General features: G+C 69.1%; 19 protein-coding genes. 8 read left to right on the forward strand and 11 right to left on the reverse strand.

Annotated elements, in window-relative coordinates:
- Nucleotides 1–19 precede the first annotated feature (19 nt).
- Genes ASG07_RS01490 through ASG07_RS01510 form a run of 5 tightly spaced genes read right to left on the reverse strand, consistent with a single transcriptional unit; the run spans nt 20 to nt 5,146 of the window.
- Nucleotides 20–1,321 carry an AAA family ATPase gene (locus ASG07_RS01490; protein ID WP_055841204.1) on the reverse strand — a complete coding sequence of 434 codons (1,302 nt, stop codon included), beginning with the start codon at nt 1,319–1,321 and terminating at the stop codon, nt 20–22.
- 1 nt (nt 1,322) lies between these two features.
- Complete coding sequence (locus ASG07_RS01495) at nt 1,323–1,961, reverse strand: CpaD family pilus assembly protein (protein ID WP_055842793.1); 639 nt, start codon at nt 1,959–1,961, stop codon at nt 1,323–1,325.
- A 23-nt stretch (nt 1,962–1,984) separates the two neighbouring features.
- Nucleotides 1,985–3,580 carry a type II and III secretion system protein family protein gene (locus ASG07_RS01500; protein ID WP_082474417.1) on the reverse strand — a complete coding sequence of 532 codons (1,596 nt, stop codon included), beginning with the start codon at nt 3,578–3,580 and terminating at the stop codon, nt 1,985–1,987.
- Between the two features lies 1 nt (nt 3,581).
- Nucleotides 3,582–4,619, reverse strand: coding sequence for a Flp pilus assembly protein CpaB (cpaB, locus tag ASG07_RS01505; protein WP_055841208.1), 1,038 nt, complete (start codon nt 4,617–4,619; stop codon nt 3,582–3,584).
- Nucleotides 4,620–4,672: 53 nt separating this feature from the next.
- On the reverse strand, nt 4,673–5,146 hold the full coding sequence (locus ASG07_RS01510) for an A24 family peptidase (RefSeq protein WP_055841210.1): 474 nt from the start codon (nt 5,144–5,146) through the stop codon (nt 4,673–4,675).
- A 50-nt stretch (nt 5,147–5,196) separates the two neighbouring features.
- On the opposite strand from ASG07_RS01510, the gene ASG07_RS01515 reads away from it, so the two are divergent.
- The 5 genes from ASG07_RS01515 (at nt 5,197) to ASG07_RS01535 (ending at nt 9,471) form a co-directional block, all read left to right on the forward strand.
- Entirely contained in the window at nt 5,197–6,144 is a 948-nt protein-coding gene (locus ASG07_RS01515; protein ID WP_082474418.1) for an alpha/beta fold hydrolase, read from the forward strand.
- Complete coding sequence (locus ASG07_RS01520) at nt 6,141–7,211, forward strand: NAD(P)/FAD-dependent oxidoreductase (protein WP_055841213.1); 1,071 nt, start codon at nt 6,141–6,143, stop codon at nt 7,209–7,211. The genes ASG07_RS01515 and ASG07_RS01520 overlap by 4 nt, the downstream gene beginning before the upstream one ends.
- A gap of 80 nt (nt 7,212–7,291) precedes the next feature.
- A complete protein-coding gene (locus ASG07_RS01525; RefSeq protein WP_055841216.1) occupies nt 7,292–8,758 on the forward strand; it encodes a phospholipase D-like domain-containing protein in 1,467 nt (488 codons plus the stop codon).
- Nucleotides 8,759–8,936: 178 nt separating this feature from the next.
- Complete coding sequence (locus tag ASG07_RS01530) at nt 8,937–9,146, forward strand: cold-shock protein (RefSeq protein ID WP_055841220.1); 210 nt, start codon at nt 8,937–8,939, stop codon at nt 9,144–9,146.
- An 82-nt stretch (nt 9,147–9,228) separates the two neighbouring features.
- The gene (locus ASG07_RS01535; protein ID WP_055842804.1) at nt 9,229–9,471 is read left to right on the forward strand and encodes a hypothetical protein; all 243 of its coding nucleotides are present in this window, start codon (nt 9,229–9,231) and stop codon (nt 9,469–9,471) included.
- Here ASG07_RS01535 and ASG07_RS01540 read toward each other — a convergent pair.
- The 6 genes from ASG07_RS01540 to ASG07_RS01565 all read right to left on the reverse strand — a co-directional run bounded on the left by ASG07_RS01540 (nt 9,457) and on the right by ASG07_RS01565 (nt 16,862).
- Nucleotides 9,457–10,032, reverse strand: coding sequence for a hypothetical protein (locus tag ASG07_RS01540; protein WP_156361692.1), 576 nt, complete (start codon nt 10,030–10,032; stop codon nt 9,457–9,459). The two genes, ASG07_RS01535 and ASG07_RS01540, sit on opposite strands and share 15 nt — an antisense overlap.
- Nucleotides 10,033–10,081: 49 nt before the next feature.
- Nucleotides 10,082–11,209, reverse strand: a complete 1,128-nt coding sequence (locus tag ASG07_RS01545) for a glycoside hydrolase family 68 protein (protein ID WP_055841227.1) — start codon at nt 11,207–11,209, stop codon at nt 10,082–10,084.
- Nucleotides 11,210–11,232: 23 nt separating this feature from the next.
- Nucleotides 11,233–13,338 carry an alpha-galactosidase gene (locus tag ASG07_RS01550; protein WP_201780936.1) on the reverse strand — a complete coding sequence of 702 codons (2,106 nt, stop codon included), beginning with the start codon at nt 13,336–13,338 and terminating at the stop codon, nt 11,233–11,235.
- A complete protein-coding gene (locus tag ASG07_RS01555; protein ID WP_055841229.1) occupies nt 13,335–14,675 on the reverse strand; it encodes an MFS transporter in 1,341 nt (446 codons plus the stop codon). Before ASG07_RS01555 ends, ASG07_RS01550 begins: the two co-directional genes overlap by 4 nt.
- Nucleotides 14,676–14,788: 113 nt before the next feature.
- A complete protein-coding gene (locus ASG07_RS01560; protein ID WP_443024575.1) occupies nt 14,789–16,180 on the reverse strand; it encodes a sensor histidine kinase in 1,392 nt (463 codons plus the stop codon).
- A gap of 16 nt (nt 16,181–16,196) precedes the next feature.
- Complete coding sequence (locus ASG07_RS01565; RefSeq protein ID WP_201780937.1) at nt 16,197–16,862, reverse strand: response regulator; 666 nt, start codon at nt 16,860–16,862, stop codon at nt 16,197–16,199.
- Nucleotides 16,863–16,963: 101 nt separating this feature from the next.
- Here ASG07_RS01565 and ASG07_RS01570 point away from each other — a divergent pair, with 101 nt between their 5' ends.
- From ASG07_RS01570 to ASG07_RS01580, 3 genes are read left to right on the forward strand one after another with little or no spacing between them, the layout of a single operon-like run.
- On the forward strand, nt 16,964–18,037 hold the full coding sequence (locus tag ASG07_RS01570; protein WP_055841235.1) for an ABC transporter substrate-binding protein: 1,074 nt from the start codon (nt 16,964–16,966) through the stop codon (nt 18,035–18,037).
- On the forward strand, nt 18,034–19,518 hold the full coding sequence (locus ASG07_RS01575) for an OprO/OprP family phosphate-selective porin (protein ID WP_055841238.1): 1,485 nt from the start codon (nt 18,034–18,036) through the stop codon (nt 19,516–19,518). Before ASG07_RS01570 ends, ASG07_RS01575 begins: the two co-directional genes overlap by 4 nt.
- A gap of 37 nt (nt 19,519–19,555) precedes the next feature.
- The gene (locus ASG07_RS01580) at nt 19,556–20,857 is read left to right on the forward strand and encodes a CitMHS family transporter (protein ID WP_055841241.1); all 1,302 of its coding nucleotides are present in this window, start codon (nt 19,556–19,558) and stop codon (nt 20,855–20,857) included.
- The last annotated feature ends 18 nt before the right edge of the window (nt 20,858–20,875 follow it).

A 20,875-nucleotide genomic window follows, 5' to 3' on the forward strand; every position in this document is an offset into this window, starting at 1 on the left:
CCCTTCCGCCGTCGCCGGCTTACTTCGCCTTCGCGGGGCGCTTCGTCATCAGGCCCTTGAGCCCGCCGAACAGCGAGGAACCGCCGGACCCGGCCGCATCCTTGCCGGACTTGGCTTTGCCCTTGGCCTTCGCGTCCGTGTCGTCGGGGACGATCGCGGTGATCGCGCGAACCAGGTCGCCGATCGGCGTGACCGTCTTGGAACTCTTGCCCGCCTCGGCCATCGGTTTGCCGAGCTTGGCCGCCTGCGCCGCCAGCTTCATGTCGAGCGGCACGATGTAATCGATCTTGCGCTCGATCGAGGTTTCGAAATCCTTGCGCGTGATCTCCGGCTGGCCGCTGCCCGCGACGCGGTTGGCGAGCACGGTGACCGACGTATTCGGCGCATGGGTCTTGAACCACGACAGCAGGCGGATCGTGTCGCGCGCCGCCGCCAGCGTCAGATCGGTAACGACGACCATCACCTGAATATCGCTGACGAGGTGCGGATGCTGGACCAGCATGCCGCGCGGCAGATCGACGACGGTGCATTCGAACGCCGACCGCATCTCCTCCTGCAACTGGAAGAAGGCGGCGCCGTCCGTCATCAGCGGCTGGTTGATCGGCGCTTCGGCGGACAGCACCGCCAGCTTTTCCGATGCCTTGACCATCGCGCGTTCGATGAACAGTCCGTCGATTCGGCTGGGATTGTCGATCGCGTCGGTCAGGCCGCGGCCCGGTTCCAGATCTAGGCTTAGCGCGCCGGTGCCGAAATGCACGTCGAGATCGAGCAGCGCGGTGGTGCGCCCCTCTTTCTCCGCCAGCAGCCACGCCATCGAGGTCGCGACCATCGACGCGCCGACGCCGCCGCGCGCCCCGACGATGCCGACCGAATAATGCGGCCGATCCGCCGTCGTATCGACCAGCTTGGGCGCGTTCAGCATCGCCTGTGCGTGACTGAACGCGTCGCGCATCATGTCCGGATGGAGCGGCTTCAGAAGGTAATCCTGAATGCCGCTGGCGATCAGGTCGCGGTACAGGCGCACGTCGTTGATCTGCCCGGCCGCGATCACGACCGTGCCCGGTTCGCAGACCTCGGCGAGCGCGTTGATGTCGTTCAGCGGATCGCCCGATTCGGCGAGATCGACGAACAGGATCTGCGGGCTGGCGGATACCGACAGCGACTGGATCGCGTTGCGGAGCCCGCCCTTGTGGATCTTCTCGATCGACCAGCCGAGTTCGCTGACGATCGGCCGCAGCGCGTCGGCGGTCGTGTCGTCGCAGACATAGGCGAAGAACGGGTCGCGCGTGCCCACGCCGGTGGGCTTCCAGGGAGCGTTCATTTCAGCGGCCTCCTGCCGATTCGGCCTTCACGGCGGTGCCGCCACCGCCGGTGGACGTCGCCTTGCGATAGGCGACGATCGCGCGGTTGCTGGTCGCGGGATCGGTGGTGGTCGTGCCCGCGCCGTGGATCAGGTCTTCGGGCCGGGCGACCATCGCCGCCAGATTGCGGTTCACCGCGCAGCCGTAATTGGGGGATGTCGCCGATTCGAACGTCGTGTCGAGACGGTGCTCCCAGTCCGGGCAGCCTGGAACCGAGGCCTTCATCCGGCTGACGACGACGCGCACCGTACCGGGGGCGACGGGCGCGGCGGTGATCGGAACCTCGTCGCTGATGAGCAGGCCGCGTGCGGCGAGCGTCCCCGACACCTGCCCGCGCAGCATGGCGGAGGAACTGCCCTGATCGTCGAGTCCGATCCGGTCGCCGAATTCCACGCGCAGTCCGTCCAGCCAGCCGGCCAGCCGCTGCGACTCGCCGCTGGCGAGGCGATCGCCGGCGACCTGAAGGTCGAGGACGTAGTCGGACCTCTGTACGACCGGCTGATGAACCGACTCCACGCCGCGGCGCGCAGGCTGGTTGCCCATGCAGCCGCCGAGGAGGAGGGCGGGGGTCAGGGCGAGGAGGAGATTGTGCTTGGTCATCGTGTTGGTCCCTTGGGCACGCATCAGCGGGAGAAGCCGGGCATCGCGGTGCTGCCCTTCTTCGCAGCGGCGGGAAGCGCGCGGACGCGGTCGTCGGACCGCGGCGCGGCCGGGATCGGGACCGGCGGCACCGTCGCGTTGACGCCGATCGCGGGTGCCGCATCCGGAGACACCGCCATCGTCGGCACCGGGCGGCGGTCGATCGGCGTGCCCGGCAGATAGGAGCCGCTGAGCTGTCCGCCGAGGATCCGGCCCGCATCGGTCGGTGCGCGATAGCCGTCGCTCGGCAGCGCGATCTCCGACGAGGAGTTGACCGGCTTCACCAGATACGGGGTGATGATGATGACGAGTTCGGTCTCGTTCCGTTGAAAGGAATTGGACCGGAACAGCGACCCGATGATCGGCAGATCGCCCAGGAACGGCGTCTTCTCGATGTTGTTGTTGTGGCTGTTCTGGAGCAGCCCGCCGATCATGACGCTCTGGCCGGAGCCAAGCTCGACCGTGGTTTCCGCCCGGCGCGAGGTCAGGCCCGGCACACGCGTGCCGCTCATGTTGATCGCATTCGAATAATCGAGCTGCGACACTTCCGGACGGACACGCAGCGAGATGCGGCCGTCCGACAGCACGATCGGCGTGTAGGACAGGCTGACGCCGTATTGCTTGTACTCGATCGACACCGCACCGAGCGCCTGCGCGATCGGGATCGGGATTTCGCCGCCCGCCAGGAACGTGCCCGTCTCGCCCGACAGGGCGGTCAGGTTCGGATTGGCCAGCGTCGTCACCTGCCCGATCGTCTCGCCGAGGTCGATCGCCGACAGGATGTCGGTGCCGAACAGGCGACCCGCGATACCCAGCGTGCTGCGCTGCGCCCCGACCGAGTAGGTGGACGTCTTCACGCCCGCGCCGTCATAGGTGATCGTGCCGGCGTTGCCCGAGTTGGAGCCGAACAGGAAACCGCTGCCCGCACGGTCGCTGGTGTTGAGGCGGACGCCGACGTTCTTGATGAAGTTGCGGCTGACCTCGGCGAAGCGCACCTGCAGGTTCACCTGCAACGGCGTCGCCGTCTTCAGGCGCGACAGCACCTTGGTCGATTCGCCGACGAATGCCTGCACCAGCCGCTCCGCCTCGGCGGCGTCGTCCGGTGCGGCGACGGTGCCGGTCAGCAGGACCATGCCGTTCATCGGCGTCGCGGTGATCTTCGCCTCCGGCATCGCCAGAGACAGCATCTGGCCGACCGAATTGAGGTTGGTGCCGACGCGAACCGTCGCGGAATAGACGACCGCGCCGCTCTTCGACGTCGCGGAGATCGTCGTCTCGCCGGTCTTCTTGCCGAAGATATAGAGCTGGGTGGGCGACCGGACCTGCACGTCGGCGATGCCGTCGTCGGCGATGAACAGGTCGCTCATCGGCTGGGCAAGCCGGATCAGCTGACCGCGCCCGGTCGCGACCACCAGCACCGCGGCGGGAGCCGATGCGGGGGCGGCCGATGCGGCGGGGGCAGCGGGCCGGGCCGGACGGACCGGCGCCTTGCCGCGGGCCAGCGCCGGGGCACCGGTGGTGACCGCACCGGCGAGGGCGACGACGAGGACCCCCGTCAGGTTCATCGTGGAGACGCGCATCTTACTTACCCCCGACGGGCACGGCCGTCACGTTGCTGCCGCGGGCGATCCGGACGACCGGACCCATGGCGACTGCGGGCGCGGAGCCCGGGAAATTGCCGGCCGGCGCGGGCGCCGCGATGCCGGGGCCGCTGAGCTGCGAGGACATCGTGCCCTGATCCGCCTTGCCGGGCACGCTGCGGCGCTGAAAGCGCGACACGTCGGCCCCGGTGGCGAAGCTGGCATTGCCGGACGTGGGCTGCGTCGCCAGTTGCATCAGCATCGCCTTTTCAGCCTTGGGATCGCCGTTCGGCACCGTCACGGCACCCGATGCGATCGCCTCTTCCAGCTCGGTAGAATTGTCGGCCAGGCTGCGCAGCGACAGCGACAGGCTTCCCAGCGTCTGCGCCACGGCGATCTGCTCGGCGATCTTCGGTGTCGATTCGACGGTGACGTTGCTGAACGTGCTGACCTTGGTCTTGCCGTCCTCGCCGACGACGTTGTCGGTGCGCTGGTCGGTCGCCAGCACGCGCATGTTGCGGATGATCGTCTCGGACACCTTGAGCGGCGGACCGTCGCCGCCGCCCGCCACCGTCTGCGTCAGGACGAGGTCGATCCGGTCGCCCGGAAAGACGAAGCCGGCGACGGCGGCCTGCGCCGACACCGGCACGGTCACGGCGCGCATGCCCGGCCCGAGTGCGGCGGCGAGGAAGCCGCGATCGCCCGGCTTCACCAGCGCGCCCTGCGTGATCGGCTGGCCGGCGGTGACGGCGTTGCGGACGACCGTCCCCTGCAGCGCCTTCAGATCGCTCTGCGAGCGCAGATAATAGGCCCCGTCGACCAATTCTTTCGGCCATGGCTGGTACTTCAGCGCGGTGGCGTCGAGGATCGTGCCCACCGGCAGCGCGCGGGTGGCGACGAGCACCTCCGGTCCGTCGACGGCGGGCGCGGCGGCGGCGATCGGCGCGGCGCTGCCCTGCATCATCGATCTCGCGAGGAATGCGGTCAGGCCGGCGACGAACAGCGCGCCTACCAGCAGGATGAGTTTACGACTGTCCATGTTGCGTATCCCGCGCCTTTCGCGACTTGATCCGGTTCTTCAGACGTTAAGCATCAGGCAAAATGGTTAAGGATGGGTTCCCGGAACGCCAGGATGCCGGCCGCGGCGATGGCGACGCCGTACGGCACCTCGATCGGGCGACCCCGCGCACCGAACCGCCGCTCGACCAGCATCGCCAGCGTCACGACACCGCCGGCCAGCGACATCACCACCAGCATACCCACCAGTTCGTGGAGCGGCAGCCACAGCGTCAGCGCGGAGATCAGCTTGACGTCGCCCCCGCCCATCATGCCGAAGTTGAAGGCGGCCGCGAATGCCGCGAACAGGATCACGGCGGCCGCGACCTGCACCGCCGCGCCGGGCCAGAAGGTGGCGGCGTTGGCCCACCACCACAACGGTGCGAGCAGGCACAGCGCGATGCTCTTCCAGTCGGCGATCTCGCGGGTGCGTGCGTCCTCAATGCCTGCCGACAACAGCAGGCCGCCGGCGACGAACGCCAGCCCGATCCGGACGAAATCCCATAGCATCACAGCATCGGTCCTAGACGGCAGCCCTTAGGAAACCGTAACCGGGGGGCGTGACCGTTAACCCCGTCCCGACCATCCCGACGTTGCAGGACTGGCCCGCCGATGCGGTCCGGGGCGTCTGGCGCGCACCGGACGGCTGGGCGCACCGTCGCTACGACCGGCCCGGCGACGGGCGCGGCCGGCTGCTGCTGCAAGCCGGGCGTGCCGACATGATCGAGAAATATCTGGAGACGCTGGCGCATTTCCACGATCGCGGCTGGGCGACGACCGCATTCGACTGGCGCGGGCAGGGCGGCTCCGGTCGGCTGGCGGAGGGCGATGTCGGCCATCTCGACGATTTCGCGACGCTGGTGGCGGATCTGGCGGCGTTCTGGCGCGACTGGAAGGCGGATGGCGAGGGGCCGCATGTGCTGGTGTGTCATTCGATGGGCGCATTCGTGGCACTGCGCGCGGTCGTGGAGCGCGCGATCGACCCGGACGCGGTGGTGCTCGCCGCGCCGATGCTCGGCCTGCGCAATCCTCTGGGCGCGTGGATCGGCGGCGGGCTGGCGCGCCGACTCGCGGCGCGCGGCGATGTGCGGCGGGCGGCGTGGGCGCATGGTGTGACCCCGCGCGCGATCCGCAACCGCCAGCGCCGCCTGACGCACGATCCCGCGCGGTTCGCCGACGAGCAGGCGTGGTTCGATCGCGAACCCACGCTCCGGCTGGGGCCGCCGAGTTGGGGCTGGATCGTGCAGGCCTTCGCCGCCACCGCCGCGCTCCGCGACGACGCGCGGATCGCGACGGTCACGACGCCGGTGCAGATGCTGGTGGCGGACACCGACCAGTTGGTCGACGCGCGCGCGGCCCTGCGCGTCGCCAGCCGGCTGCCGGACGTCGATCTGGTACGGTTCGGCCGCGAATCGGCGCACGAGATCCTGCGGGAGGCCGATCCCGTGCGTCAGCGTGCGCTGGCGGCGATCGACGGTTTTCTCGATGCGCGGGCACCGCGGCGATGACCTACGACATCGCCATCGTCGGTGCGGGCATCGCCGGCGCCAGCCTCGCCGCCGAACTCGCGCCCCATGCGCGCGTGCTGTTGCTGGAGGCCGAGGATATGCCCGGCCGCCACGCGACCGGGCGGTCGGCGGCGTTCTGGTCGGAAACCTATGGCGGGCCGTTGATCCAGCCGCTGACGACCGCATCGGCGCAGGGACTCGCGCCGTTCCTGCAACCGCTCGGGTCGCTGCATATCGGCCGCACGGAAGACGAGGCGGCGGTCGATACCTTTCTGGCCGGGTTCGCCGGCAGCGACGTTGAACTGCACCGGGTCGATCCGGCGAGCTTTATTCCCGGCCTGCGTCCCGACTGGACGCTGGGCGTGATGGAGCCGAGCTGCGCCTATATCGACGTGGCTGCGGTGCATGCCGATTGCCTGTCGCGGGCACGGCGCGGCGGCGCGACGCTTGTCGTGGACGCCGGTCTCGAAGCGGCATGGCGCGAAGGCGGTCGATGGGATATCGCGACCAGCGCCGGTCGTTTCGGCGCGGATATCCTCGTCAATGCCGCCGGCGCGTGGGCCGATACCGTCGCGAGCCGGGCCGGCGTCCGCCCGATCGGTATCCGCGCCTATCGCCGCACCGTCGCCCAGCTCCGGACGTCGCCGCCGGCACCCGCCGGCCTGCCGCACGTCGCCGACATCGGCGGGCGCTTCTATTTCAAGCCGGAGGCGGGCGGGCGGCTATGGCTGTCGCCGCACGACGAGACGCCGACCGATCCCTGCGATGCCGCACCGGAAGAGTATGACGTCGCGCTCGCGATCAACCGGTTCGAGGGCGTGGTCGACTGGCGTGTCGAGGCGGTCGAGCGGCGCTGGGCCGGCCTGCGCAGCTTCGCGCCCGACCGCCTGCCCGTCTATGGTTTTGCCGAACCGGGATTTTTCTGGTGCGCGGGGCAGGGCGGCTTCGGCATCCAGACCGCGCCGGCGGCGGCCGGACTGGCGGCGGCGCTGTTGCTGGGGCATGATCCCGCCGTGCCGGGCGTCGATCCGGCGCGCTACGCCCCTGCCCGCCTCGACGCGGGATAGGAAGCGGAGACACCGGCCCGCTTCATGCGTATTCGGGCACGCGGATGCTGGTTGAGCGTCACACGGGGGAACGAACGGGAATGCAGACCGGCGACGAGTTCTGGCGGATCGAACACGCCGACAAGATGGCGGTCATCATCGATGCCGACGAGTATTTCCGCGTCGCGCGCAGGGCCATGCTTCAGGCGAAACGCCGTATCCTGCTGATCGGATGGGATTTCGACGCACGCATCGTGCTGGACCACACCGCCGACCAGCCGCGTCCGCTGGGCCGGTTCGTGCACGATCTGGTCGAGGCGAACCCGGCGCTGGAGGTGTTCGTGCTGCGCTGGGACACGGGCGCGATCAAGTCGCTGTTCCGCGGGTCGACGTTCTTCACGGTGCTGCGCTGGATGCGGCATCCACGTATCCACACCAAGCTGGACGGGCATCATCCGACCGCCGCGTCGCATCACCAGAAGATCGTCATCATCGACGATTGCCTCGCCTTTTGCGGCGGCATCGACATGACGGCGGAGCGGTGGGACACGCGCGAGCATCTCGACGAGCAGCCGCTGCGCCATCGGCCCGGCGGCCAGCCCTACAAGCCGTGGCACGACGCGATCAGCGCAGTGCAGGGGCCGGTCGCGGGCGCGCTGGGCATCCTGTTCCGCGAACGCTGGCGCGCGGCGGGCGGCGACATGGCGCTGCTGACGGAGCCGGAGCCGTCCGGACCCTGCTGGCCGGAAGGGCTGCCGGTCGATTTCGAGGATATCGATATCGGCATCGCCCGGACGTTTCCGGAGATGGACGACCAGGAGCCGGTGTATGAGAGCGAGGCGCTGTTCCTGTCGCAGATCGCGGCGGCGCGGCACACGCTGTACATCGAAAGCCAGTATTTCGCGTCCCGCAAGATCGCCGAGGCGATCGCCCGGCGTCTAGACGAGGCGGAGCCGCCCGAGATCGTCATCATCAATCCGGTCACCGCGCAAGGGTGGCTGGAACCCCTGGCGATGGACACCGCCCGCGCGCGCCTGATGGAGGCGCTGCGGCGGCGGGACCGGCATGGCCGGCTGCGAATGTACCACCCGTATACGGCGGGCGGGACGCCGATCTATTGCCACGCCAAGATCCTGATCGCGGACGGCGAGGTGCTGCGGCTGGGATCGTCGAATATCAACAACCGCTCGCTCCGGCTGGATACGGAATGCGACCTGTCGATCGCGCCCGCCGACGAGGGGCAGCGCGCGTGCATCGTCGCGATCCGCGACGGCCTGCTCGCCGAACATCTGGGCTGGCCGGTCGAGCGGGTGGCGGCGGCGATCGCCGAACGCGGTTCGCTGATCGATACGATCGAGGCGTTGCGCGCGCCGGGCGGCGAAGGCCGGAAGACGCTGGTCCCCTATGAGGTGCCGGACCTTTCCGCGGTGGAGACGTGGCTGGCGGACAACGAGGTGCTCGATCCCGAAGGGCCGGCGGAGATGTTCGAGGGGTTTTCGAAACGCGGGTTGTTCCGGCGGTGGCGGTCGCGGCGACGGTCGCGCAGATCGGCCCGGGCGCGGGGCTGATCGGCCTTACCGGGACGTCACCTTGCGGTCGAGGCGTACGAGGCGCATATAGGAGTCGCTATAGTCGCATATCGACGGTCTTCGGCGCTTTGCGGCACCCTCTTCCTTCTTTCCCTGCTGCCCTGGCGCCGGCGCTCCCACACGGGGGGCGACGGACACGAAAGAAGGAATGCCTGTCATGACTATCGGAACCGTCAAGTTCTTCAACGCCGACAAGGGGTATGGCTTCATCACCCCCGATGAGGGCGGCAAGGACGCGTTCGTGCACATCAGCGCCGTCGAGCGCGCCGGCATGGTGACCCTGCGCGACAACCAGCGCGTCCATTTCGAAATGGAAGAGGATCGCCGCGGCAAGATGGCGGCAGTCAACCTGCAGCCTGCGGATTGATTCCATCCGGACGGCGGTGCGCTTCGGCGGGCCGCCGTCCGGCTTCTATCCGACGATCCTGCCCGATGGCGGAAGGAATATCATGTCCGACGATGCAGCCTTCTATCGCAACCGTGCGATCGTGGAACGCACCAACTCCGAGGCCGCGACGCTCCAGAACGTCAAGGACCGCTGCGACCGCGCGGCGAGTACTTGGGAACAGATGGCCGTTCGTGCCGAGCGGACGCAGGTGATGCGTGCCCAGCGCGAGGGGGCGAAGACCTCCGCCGAGCCGGCCCGGGATATGGCCGACGCCGAAATGGCCGAGGAATCAGCGGGGGCGTAACGCCATCGCCGTCGCGTGGAGATCGCTGGCGGTGTCGCTGTAGAGGCGGCAGATCGCGGTCATCTCCGCCGACGACAGCGGCAGCGCCGCATCCGGCGTGCGACCCGCACCGGTGGCATCGCGCCCGCCGGCATGTTTCAGGAAATCGCGCGAGCGCCCGATCGCCGACAGTCGCGCATGGCCGCTCTCTGCCACGCCGGTGCGGCCGACGTCGATGCCCGCGCCACTTCGCCTCACGACCTCATGCCCGGCGGCATCGCGCCCCGTGACGTCGTGCCCCGTGACGTCGTGCAGCGCCGACAATTTGTTGGCGGTGTTGCGTTGTCCGGGACGAACGGGTGCGCCGATCCAGTCGGCGACCTCGTCCACCAGCACGTTCAGGAACCGGTCGAGTTCCCCCAGCGCATTGCCGATGAAGGGCGCGTGGACCCCGGCGTCGCAGCGCGGCGCGACGTGACGGTCGAGATAGGCCGCCCCGCGCATCAACGTGTCGTGCGCCCGGTCCAACGATGCGGCGCGCGGCGGGCCGTCATCGTGGAGGAGCGGTGAAGTCGCAATCATCGCGCCGCCTAACATGGCGCAAGCCCCTGCCGGCCATGAAATCGCAACTTCAGGCGATCGATACGCGGTCGCCGTCGATCGCCAGCCTGAACCACGGTGCCGCCGTGCCGCCGAAATGCCGGCGACGCAGGTCGGGCGTGTCGGGGGATCGACCCTCCAGTCCCCAGAAATCCACGAAGCTGATGACGTCCAGTTCGCCCGTCACCCACCAGCAATAAGCCTGGAACGGCTCCGCCGCCGGATTGCCCGCGACGAGGCCGGTGCCGTTGACCGGCCGCCACGGCCCGCCGATCCGGTCGGCGACCATCGCGTACAGGCCGGTGATGCCCGCTGCGGCGGTATCCGGCGCGAACCGCTTCGCCTGCGTCGACCAGAACAGGTAATAGCGGCCATCGACCACCACGATATGGGGGCGTTCCAACTCGCTGTTGGTGCCGATCGCCTCCACCAGCGGCGGCGTCAGGACCCAGCGATCCCCCTCCCGACGGGCCGCGCCGATCACGCCGTCATGGACGTCGTCCAGCCATCCCGCCGATCCGACGAACAGCAGATATTCCGCGCCGTCCGCGGGATCGCGAAAATAGCCGGGATCGCGAAAGCCCTTGATCCGGTCGTCGACGGCCTCGGTCTGGTCGGCGGCGGCATAGGTGACACGGTCGGTGGCAACGGACTCGACGGGGGGCGACCAGCCCTCGGTCTGCGCTGCTGCCGCGACGAAGCGGCCGGTGCTCTCGAACAGGCGCTGCTCGAAGCTGCGCGGTTCGCCGCGGCGACCCGATGCGGTGAAGTACATCGTCAGCGTCTCGCCGTCCGCGGCCAGCACGGCCGAGCCGGACCATTCGCGGCTGCCGGGCGTGAACCCCTCGGCAAAGGTGTCGCCGTGATCGCGCCATCCGTCCGCGCCGTGGCTGGTCAGGCGGATGCGCGCGGCGTCGTGCCGCTGGTCGGGGTCGGCGAAGCGAGGCGTGGCGAGGAAGAACCAGAAGCTGCGCCCGTCCACGAACACGGTGCGGCCATCGGCATCCGCGATCGGCCACATGTCCCAGACATCGTGATCGGGAACGACCGGCGCGACGTCGGCGGCGCCAATGACGGGCAGCGCCGCATCGGCCTGATCGCGGATGCCGGCAATCGCGGCGGCGGACCAGTGGGTCGGGGTCCAGAGGGGTTCGGGCATGAATATCCTGTTTTCTACGATCGTCAGGCGGCGGTGAGGCGGAAGATGGCGACGCTTTCGGCCTTCATCGCCGGTAGCGGCAGGCCGGCCTGCGCCAGCCAGTCGCCATCGAGGACTGCACCCTCCGCACGCATCGTGGCGAACAGCGGTGCGTCTGGCATCGGGTGATCCGCCTCGCCGGCGACATCGATCAGGTGGACACGCAGGCGGCCGGCCCCGGCTACCGGCGGCAGCGCCAGCATGGGCGGTCGGCGCAGGGCCGTCGGTCCCACGCGGGTGACGAGCAGGATCAGGTCGTCGGGTTCGCCATGCGCCTGCCACACCAGCCCGTCCGGTCCCTCGCCTAGCCAGACGCGGCCGCTGTGCAGCCGGTCGCGCAGCGCCTTGTAGCGGGCGATGCCGGCGGCGAGCGTCGCCGCATCGTCGGCGGGCATGGTGGCGGGATCGAGTTCGACGCCGAAATGGCCGGGCAGCGCGACGGCGGTCCGAAACGCCATCGACTGGCTGCGGCCGGTCGAATGGGCCGGGCTGGCCCCGACATGCGCGCCCATTGTTTCCGGGGGCATGAAGTGCAGGAAGCCGCGCTGCATCGCGACGCGCGACACGGCGTCGATACAGTCGCTGGTCCAGAACCGGTGCGCGCGTTCGGCGATACCGGCGTCGATCCGGCCGCCGCCACCGGCGCAGGCCTCGATCTCCAGATCCGGATGCGCGGCGATCAGCCGGTCGAACAGCGCATAGGCCCCCTCGATCTGCGCGTGATAGACGGCCCGTCCGTCCGCGTCCGCCGCAGGGGCGAGATCGCGATTATGGTCCCATTTCAGATACGCGATCGGCAGCGTGCGGAGCAGCGCGTCGATGCGATCGAACAGATGATCGCGAACCTCCGCGCGGCCCATGTCGAGGACCAACTGGTTGCGCGCGGTCAGGCGCGGCAGGCCGTCGACGTGCAACGCCCAGTCGGGATGCGCGCGGTAGAGGTCGCTGTCCGGGTTGACCATTTCGGGTTCCACCCACAGCCCGAACTCCATGCCCAGCGCCACGACGTGATCGGCCAGCGGCCTCAGCCCGTTCGGGTATTTGACCGCATCCGGTGTCCAGTCGCCGAGCGCCGCGGTATCGTCGTTGCGACCGGTGAACCAGCCGTCGTCCAGCACGAATCGCTCGACGCCCAGCGCGGCGGATCGGTCCGCCAGCGCCTTCAGGGCCGCTTCGTCATGGTCGAAATAGAAGCCTTCCCACGAATTGATGTGGACGGGGCGCGCACGCATGCCCGATACCGGCCAGGGCGCGGCGGCACGGGCGGCGGCATGGAACGCCTGGATCGCGCCGTTCAGGCCCACGTTCGAGCAGGTCGCGAGCATCGCCGGCGTCGCATGGCTCCCGCCGGGCGCAAGCCGGATTTCGCCGGGCGTGAGCGCCTCGCCCATCTGCAACACCCAGCCGCCCTCGTCGTCGCGCTCCACCAGCAGGCGATGATTGCCCGACCAAGCAAGCTGCGCGGCATGGACCCGACCGGCGTGCCAGCCGGCGCCGGAACCGGCAACGAACAGTCCCGGCGGTCCGGCATGACCGGTCAGTCCGCGCCGGTTCTCCCGCACCCAGCCGTGCACCGGCATCGGTTCGGCGTGCGGCACGAACTCCGCGACATGCCGGCCGGTGAAGCTGCGGATCGTCTCGCAATCGGCGGGCAGGGGGAGGGTGCCGGCGGCGAGCCAGTCGATCTCCAGCGTGTCGTCGCCGTCGTTGACCACGCTCGCCGACAGTGTCAGCACGTCGCCCGTCAGCGCCAGCCGCTGAACAAGCGTGATCCGCGCGGCGCGATCGACCAGCGTCACCTCGACAGCGTTGTCCTGCCGTTCGATCGCGACCGTCTCGAACGTCTGCGCGAAATGCCGTCCGGCGCGATGCGCGCGGAGGGCGGCGGGCCCGAACCAGCCCGTACCGAAGCCCGGCACGATCGTCAGCGGCAGGTCGCGGTCGAGCGAGAAGCTGGCGGCCGGTCGCGTATCCGCCAGAGGCGGCAACCCGTCCGCATCGACGGCCGGCCCCCACCAGCGCCACGCGGGCGGTTCGCCCCCGCGCGGTTCCAGCACGACGCTGGACGATGGGCCGTGCAGCGCGATCACGCCTGCGTCGCTCCCACCGGCAGCCCCTCGGCGTTGCGCTCCCGCACCGACCAGACGGCGACCGCCGCACAGATCATCAGGACACCGCACAGGCTCAGCACATGGCGCGGATCGCCGTTCATGAGCGGCTGGTAGTAGAAGGGCAACGTCGCCGCGAGCAGCAGCATCGGAATGACGATCATCATGTTGAAGATGCCCATGTACACGCCCGTCCGTTCCGGCGGGATCGATCCGGCGAGGATGACATAGGGATTGCCCATGATGCTGGCCCAGCCGATGCCGACGCCGATCGCCGGCAGGAACAGCATCCACTTCTCGGTGACGTGCGGCAGCCACAACATGCCCGCACCGGCGAGGACGAGGCAGGCGGCATGCAGGCTGGCGGCACCCAGACGCTTCGCCAGCGGCACCATCGCGAAGGCGGCGACGAACGCGACCGCGTTGTAGAAGGCCGCCATCTCTCCGTTGGTCAGCACCGCGGAATGGAAGCCGGTCGAGGTCGGTGCATCGGTGCCGTAGACCGACCGTCCGATCGCGTAGATCACATAGGCCCAGTATGCCGCCATCGCGTACCACTGGAACAGGCTCATCACCGCCAGCTTGCGCATCGCAACCGGCATGTCGCGGATGGCGCTGCCGATCTCCGTCAGCGTCGCGACGATGCCCTTCGGCTCGGCGGCGATGCGGGCGCGTTCGGCGAGCGACAGCGGCAGTTCGGGCACGCGCCGGATCGACCACAGGATCGTCGTGAAGCTGAGGAATGCGCCGACCATGAACGCGATGCGCGCGGTGTAGGGGATGTTGTGGGTGTCGACCCAATCCTGGTTCATCCCCGCCCACACCAGCAGCGACGGCGTCAGGAAAGCGAGCATCTGCGCCAGCCCGGTGAACGCCGATTGCGTCAGGAAGCCGATCTGATGCTGGTTCTCGTTCAGGCGATCCGAGACATAGGCGCGGTACGGCTCCATCGTGATGTTGTTGCCGGCATCGAGGATCCACAGCATCGACACCGCCATCAGCAACGACGACGACAGCGGCATGAAGAACAGCCCGATCGCGCACAAAACCGCGCCGAACAGGAAATAGGGCGTCCGGCGGCCCCAGCGCGAATCGGTCCGGTCGCTCATCGCGCCGATCAGCGGCTGGACCAGCAGGCCGGTGATCGGCCCCGCGAGGTTGAGGATCGGCAGCGCCGCCTCCGACGCGCCCAGATAGCTGTAGATCGGGGCCATGTTGCCCTGCTGCAGCCCGAAACTGAACTGCAGGCCGAGGAAGCCCAGATTCATCTCCAGGATGCGCGGCAACGACAGATGCGGCTTGGAGTCCGGAAAGCGCATGGACGACATGATCCCCTCAAGAGAACGGACCCGTCTGGTGCGGGCTGGCCAGCGTTCTAGCGCGTGAGCCGGAGAAGGCAACAATCGATTGTTAAAGCGGTTTCGATCGTCCTTCAGGCGGCGTGATCGGGTGCGACGGCGAGCCGGAGGGTGACCCGAAATCCCGGCCGCGTATTCATGAAGTCGATCGTCGCGCCCAGCCGTTGCGCGGCGGATCGAACTATGGCGAGGCCAAGGCCGCTGCCCTCCTGCCCGACGCTGGTCTGGAGGCGCACGAACCGCTCGCCCAGCCGGTCGAGGTCGCCCTCGGCGATGCCCGGCCCATCGTCGGCGACGGCGATCGAGATGACGTCGGCTGCCCGCTCGATGCCGATCGCGACCATGGTGCCGGTGCCGATATAGCGGATCGCGTTGTCGAGCAGGTTGGAGAGGATTTCGAACAGCAACGTCCGGTGACCGGCGATGATGATGGCCCCGTCCGGGGCATCGAGATGCACCTCCACCCCGGCCTCGATCGCCTGCGCGATGCGGCGGTTGATGACCGCCACCGCGACCTCGCGCAGGTCGACGCGCTCCAGCGGCGGCGAGGTGCCGGCTTCCTCGGCGCGGGCGAGCGCCAGAAGCTGCGTCACCAGCCGCTCCAGCCGGTCGGCGGCGTCGGCGATCTCGCCGAGCGCCTGCGGCTCGCCGCGCCGTGCCAGCGCGACCTGAACCTTCAGCACCGCGAGTGGCGTCCGCATCTGATGCGACGCGTCGGCGGTGAAGCGGCGGACGCCGGCGGTGGCGGCGTCGAGGCGGGCGAGCAGATGGTCGAAGGCGTCGGACAGCGGGCGCAGCTCGGCGGGCAGCGGTCCGGTCTGAAGCGGCGACAGGTCGGGCGTCGCGCGGGTATCGCGCGCCTCCACTGCGCTGCGCAGCCGGGCGAGCGGACGCAGGCTCCACGCCAGCGCCGGCCGGATCAGCAGCATCGCGACGCCGACCAGCACGATCTCCCCCACCAGCAGCGCGATCATCAGCCGGCGCTGGAGCGCGGCGCGCCCGTCCAGCGTCTCCGCGACCTGCACGATCACGGGCTCTGCGATCCGCGGCAGCGCGCGGCGAACCTCGGCGATGCGGATTTTCTGGCCTCGATAGGTCGCGAACCGAAAACTCGGCGTGTCGATCTCCAGCGCGCCGGGGATCGGCGCGGGGAGGTCGGCATAGCCGGTCAGCAGTCGTCCGCCGACCGCGACGCGGTAATAGACGTTGTCGCGCTCGCTGTTCTCCAGCATCCCGAACGCGGCGGCAGGCAGGTCCAGCGTCACCTCGCCCCGCTCCACCTCCACCGTTTCCGCGATGGCGCCCAGCGCGCCGCCGAGGACGCGATCGTTGGTGCGGCGGACCACGTCGGCGATCAGCGTCGCGCCGGCCAGCCCCAGCAGGACCGCGATCGCCAGCAGCGGCACCAGCATCGCGGTGAGCAGCCGCGTCCGCAGCGCCAGCGCGCGGGGGCGCGGCTCAGCCAACGCGCGGTGCCGCGGCTCAGCTGGCATCGAGCAGATAGCCCACGCCGCGCACCGTCCGGATCGCCGGACCGTCCGGGGCCAGCTTGCCGCGCAGCCGGGTGATGTTCACCTCCAGCGCATTGGGGCCGACCGGCTCGTCATACCCGAACACCTCCGCCTGCAACGTCTCCCGCGGGACGATCTGGCCGGCGCGGGTCGCCAGCGCATCGAGGACCGTCCACTCGCGACGGCGCAGGTCGAGCAGCCGGTCGCCGATCCGCGCTTCGCCGGTAGAGCGGTTGAGCGCCAGCGATCCCACCACCAGCTCCGGGGTCGGATCGCCGCCCCGGCGACGGCCGAGCGCGCGGATGCGGGCCTCCAGCTCCTCTGGCGCGAACGGCTTGCGGAGATAGTCGTCCGCGCCGAGATCGAGGCCGCGGACGCGGTCGTCCAGCGCGTCGCGCGCGGTCAACATCAGCACCGGTACGCGCTGCCCGCGCCGCCGCAGCGTCTGGAGCACCGCGAACCCGTCGATGTCGGGAAGGCCGACGTCGAGGATCACGAGCGCATAGACATCGTCGGCGGTGACCATCAGCGCATCCGCGCCGGTGGCGACGTGATCGATCGCGTGGCCGGCGGTGCGCAGCAGCGCGACGATGCTGCGGGCCAGCGGCGCATCATCCTCGACGATCAAGATCCTCACAGTCCGTATCGCCCGTGAAAGGTTGATGACAGCTTGCCCGTGTAGCCCATCCTTGTCGACTTACCCGAACGCAGAGCCGGGAAGCGAGAGGAGCCTGAACGATGCGTCCCCTGTTGCTGTCAATGCTGATGGTCGTCGCTGCCGTGCCTGCTGCCGCACAGCGCCCGGCGGGCTATCCGCGATCCTACGACGCGCTGGTCGCCGAGGCGCGCGTCGAACGCGGCGTGCGCGTCTACGGCAATGCCGACGCGGCGGCGATGACGGCGGTGATCGCGGCGTTCCGGCGCACCTATCCCGGCGTGATCGTCCAGTACCGCGAACTCGAATCGAGCGACATCTTTCGCCGCGTCGTCGCAGAGACGCGCGCGCACCGGCCGACCGCCGATCTGGTCTGGTCGTCGGCGATGGACCTTCAGGCGAAGCTCATCAACGATGGCTATGCCCAGAGTTACCAGAGCCCGGAAAAGCCGGCGCTGCCGCCCGCGGCGGTGTGGAAGAACATGGGCTATGGCGTCACCGCCGAGCCGGTCGCCTTCGTCTACAACAGGCGGCTGATCCCATCGGCCAGCGTGCCCCGAACGCACGAGGCGTTCGAGCGGCTGTTGCGGGAGCGCCGGTCCGCATTGACGGGCCGCGTCGCGACCTATGATCCGGCACGGTCCAATGTCGGGTATCTGTACCTGACGGAGGATTATGCGATCACCCGCGACACGCACTCGCTGTTGCAGGCGGTGGCGGGGACCCGGCCGCTGCTGTCGCGCACCACGGGCCCGATGCTGGACGCGGTCGCCAGCGGGCGCGCGGCGATCGCGTACAACGTGGTCGGTCCCTACGCGCTGACCCGCGCGCGCAAGGATCCGCGGATCGGGGTCGTCTTCCCGCGCGACTACGTGCTGGTCGCATCGCGGGTCGCCTTCATCGCGCGCAACGCCCGCCGCCCGGCGGCGGCGAAGCTGTTCCTCGATTTCCTGCTGTCCCGCACGGGGCAGGGGCTGCTGGCGCGACAATGGCTGTTGCCGGTCCGCGCCGACGTTCGTGCACCGCGTCTGGGTGCCGACCGCGCCCGGGCGATCCGCGTCGGACCGCAGCTGCTTGTCAATCTCGACTCGATCAAGCGTCGGCGCTTCCTCGCCGACTGGACCGCCATCCTCTCCGAAGGAGCCCTCGTGAAATGACCCTGTTGCGTACCGGTTGCGCGATGATCGCGCTCGTTATCGCCACCCCGGCGCTGGCCCAGACGCCGAGCGCGGACGATCTGGCGGCTCTCGTCCGCGCGCAAGCCGCGGAGATCGCGGCGCTCAAGGCGCGGCTCGACCGGCTGGAGGGTGCGCCGGTCGCGAGCGCGTCCGTCGCCTCTCCGTCTCCACCGCCGGTCGCGCCCGCGCCGGTGCAGGTCGCGCAGCAGACCCGCAGTCCGCAGGTCACCGCCCCCTTTGCGCCGCAACTCGTACCGCCCGGACCGGCCGAGCGGGACATCGCGCGGGCACGGGAGGCGAACGATGCCGGCGTCACCACCGAATGGGGCGCGGGCCTGCCGGTGTTCCACTCGGCGGACGGCGTCTACACGTTCAAGCCGCGCGGCCGCATCCTGACCGATGTCAGCTCCAGCTTCGGGTCGAAATACGACGGCCGCAACATCACCACGACGGGGATGCGCGCGCTTCGGCTGGGACTGGAGGGCGGCGTCGGCACGCACTTCTTCTACCAGTTCGAAAGCGACTTCTCCGAGAACGAGGTCGATGTCGTCACCGCCTTCATCGGCTGGCGGAACCGCATCGCGCCGGGTCTCGATTACGATGTCCGCGCCGGCCATCTGTTCAACGATCGCGCCTTCGAAGGGTCGACGGGGTCGGATTCGACACCGTTCATGGAACGCAGCACCGTCTCCACCGCCATCATTCCGCAGCGCGGCTTCTATGGCATCGGCATCATGCCGCGCCTGTTCTGGAAGACCGGCCACGCGTCGCTGACCGTCACCGGCGACCGCGTCGACGGCAATCAGGCGGTCAGCGACAGCCGCACGCTGCTCGGGCGCGTCCACTGGAACCCGATCAAGACCGCGAGCGGCGTGCTCCACCTCGGCCTGTGGGGCTTCGACGAATCGCTGTCGAGCGCGGCGACCACGCTGACCCGCAACACCGTCATCGGCGGCCGCTTCAACGGCGCGCTGCGCGTGTCGAGCGGGCCGCTGACCGGCGGCACCGGCACCACCGGCTATGGCGCGGAGCTGGGCGGCTATGCGGGACCGGTCTGGATCATGGGAGAGGCCGGGCGACGCAACGCGCGGCTCGACGGCGGCCGGCCGGACTTCGTCAGCAAGGCGTGGAGCCTGTCGGGCGGCTGGTTCATCACCGGCGACCTGCCGCCGTACAATCCGCGTCTCGGCAGCTTCGGCCAGCCCCATGTCCTCGATCCGCTGTTCGAAGGCGGGGCGGGCGCGATCGAGCTGACCGCGCGCTACGAGAATCTCGACTTCACCGACCTGCTGACCGGCGGAGAGGGCTGGGCGGCGACCGTCGGCGTCAACTGGTATCTGAACAGCTTCACCCGCATCCAGGTCAACGCGATCCACTGGAACACCGACAATCGCAGCGGCGCCTTTATCGGCCCGGACGACGGCGAGACGGTCAGCGCCCGCGTCGCGGTGACCTTCTGATGCCGTTCCGCTCCACCTCCCGCCAAGGAAGCATCGCATGAGCCTTGCCCTGTACGGCTTCCTGATGGTCGCCACCTTCATGACCCTCATCATGACGAAGCGGATGACGCCGCTCGTCGCGTTGATCGTCGTTCCCACCATCTTCGCGCTGATCGCCGGCTTCGCGGGCGGCGTCGGCGACATGATGATCGACGGCATCAAGAACCTCGCGCCAACCGGCGTGATGCTGCTGTTCGCGATCCTGTTCTTTTCGATCATGACCGACACCGGCCTGTTCGATCCGTTGGTCAACCGCCTGTTGCGGCTGGTCCATGGCGATCCGTTGAAGATCCTGATCGGCACCGTTGCCCTGTGCGCGATGGTCAGCCTGGATGGCGACGGATCGACGACCTACATCATCACGATCGCCGCGCTGTTGCCGCTGTACAAGCGGTACGACATGAACCGGCTGTATCTGTGCTGCCTGTTGATGACGACCAGCGGCATCATGAACCTGACCCCTTGGGGCGGACCGACCGCGCGTGCGGCGAGCGCGCTGAAGCTCGATCCGGCGACGTTGTTCCTGCCGTTGATCCCCGGCATGATCGCGGGGCTCGGCTTTCTGGTCGGACTGGCGATCTGGTTCGGGCGCAAGGAGCGCGCGCGCATCGGCCACGTCAAGACGAACGAGCCGACCGCGTTCAGCGGCATGGCGGTGTCGCAGTTCCCGGAGGCGCGCCGGCCGCACCTGCGCTGGTTCAACGGCGCGCTGACGGTGGTGCTGCTCGCCGGGCTGGTATCGGGAATCCTGCCGCTGTCGGTGCTGATGATGCTGGCGTTCGCGGTGGCGATGATCGTCAACTATCCGCAGGTCGCCGAACAGAAGGAGCGGATCGCCGCGCATGCCGGCAACGTCCTGTCGGTCGTGTCGCTGATCTTCGCGGCGGGCATCTTCACCGGCATCCTGTCCGGCACCGGCATGGTGGAGGCGATGAGCAAGGAGGTCGTCGGCTTCATCCCGCCGGTGATGGGCCCCTATATGGCGCCGATCACCGCATTGCTCAGCCTGCCGTTCACCTTCTTCATCTCCAACGACGCCTTCTATTTCGGGATGCTGCCGATCCTGGCGGAGGCGGGGACGCATTACGGGGTGGAGCCGATGGCGATCGCGCGCGCATCGCTGATGGGACAACCGGTCCACCTGCTCAGCCCGCTGGTGCCGTCGACCTATCTGCTGGTCAGTCTGGCGGGCGTCGATCTGGCCGACCACCAGCGTTTCACGCTGATCCCGGCCATTCTGGTGTGCACCGTGATGACGGTGATCGGCATGCTGGTCCTCGCCTTTCCGTTCGTCGGGTGAGTGGCGCCCGGTGAGGAG

It is taken from the genome of Sphingomonas sp. Leaf343 (genome assembly GCF_001423765.1).
In the GTDB taxonomy this organism is placed as follows: domain Bacteria; phylum Pseudomonadota; class Alphaproteobacteria; order Sphingomonadales; family Sphingomonadaceae; genus Sphingomonas.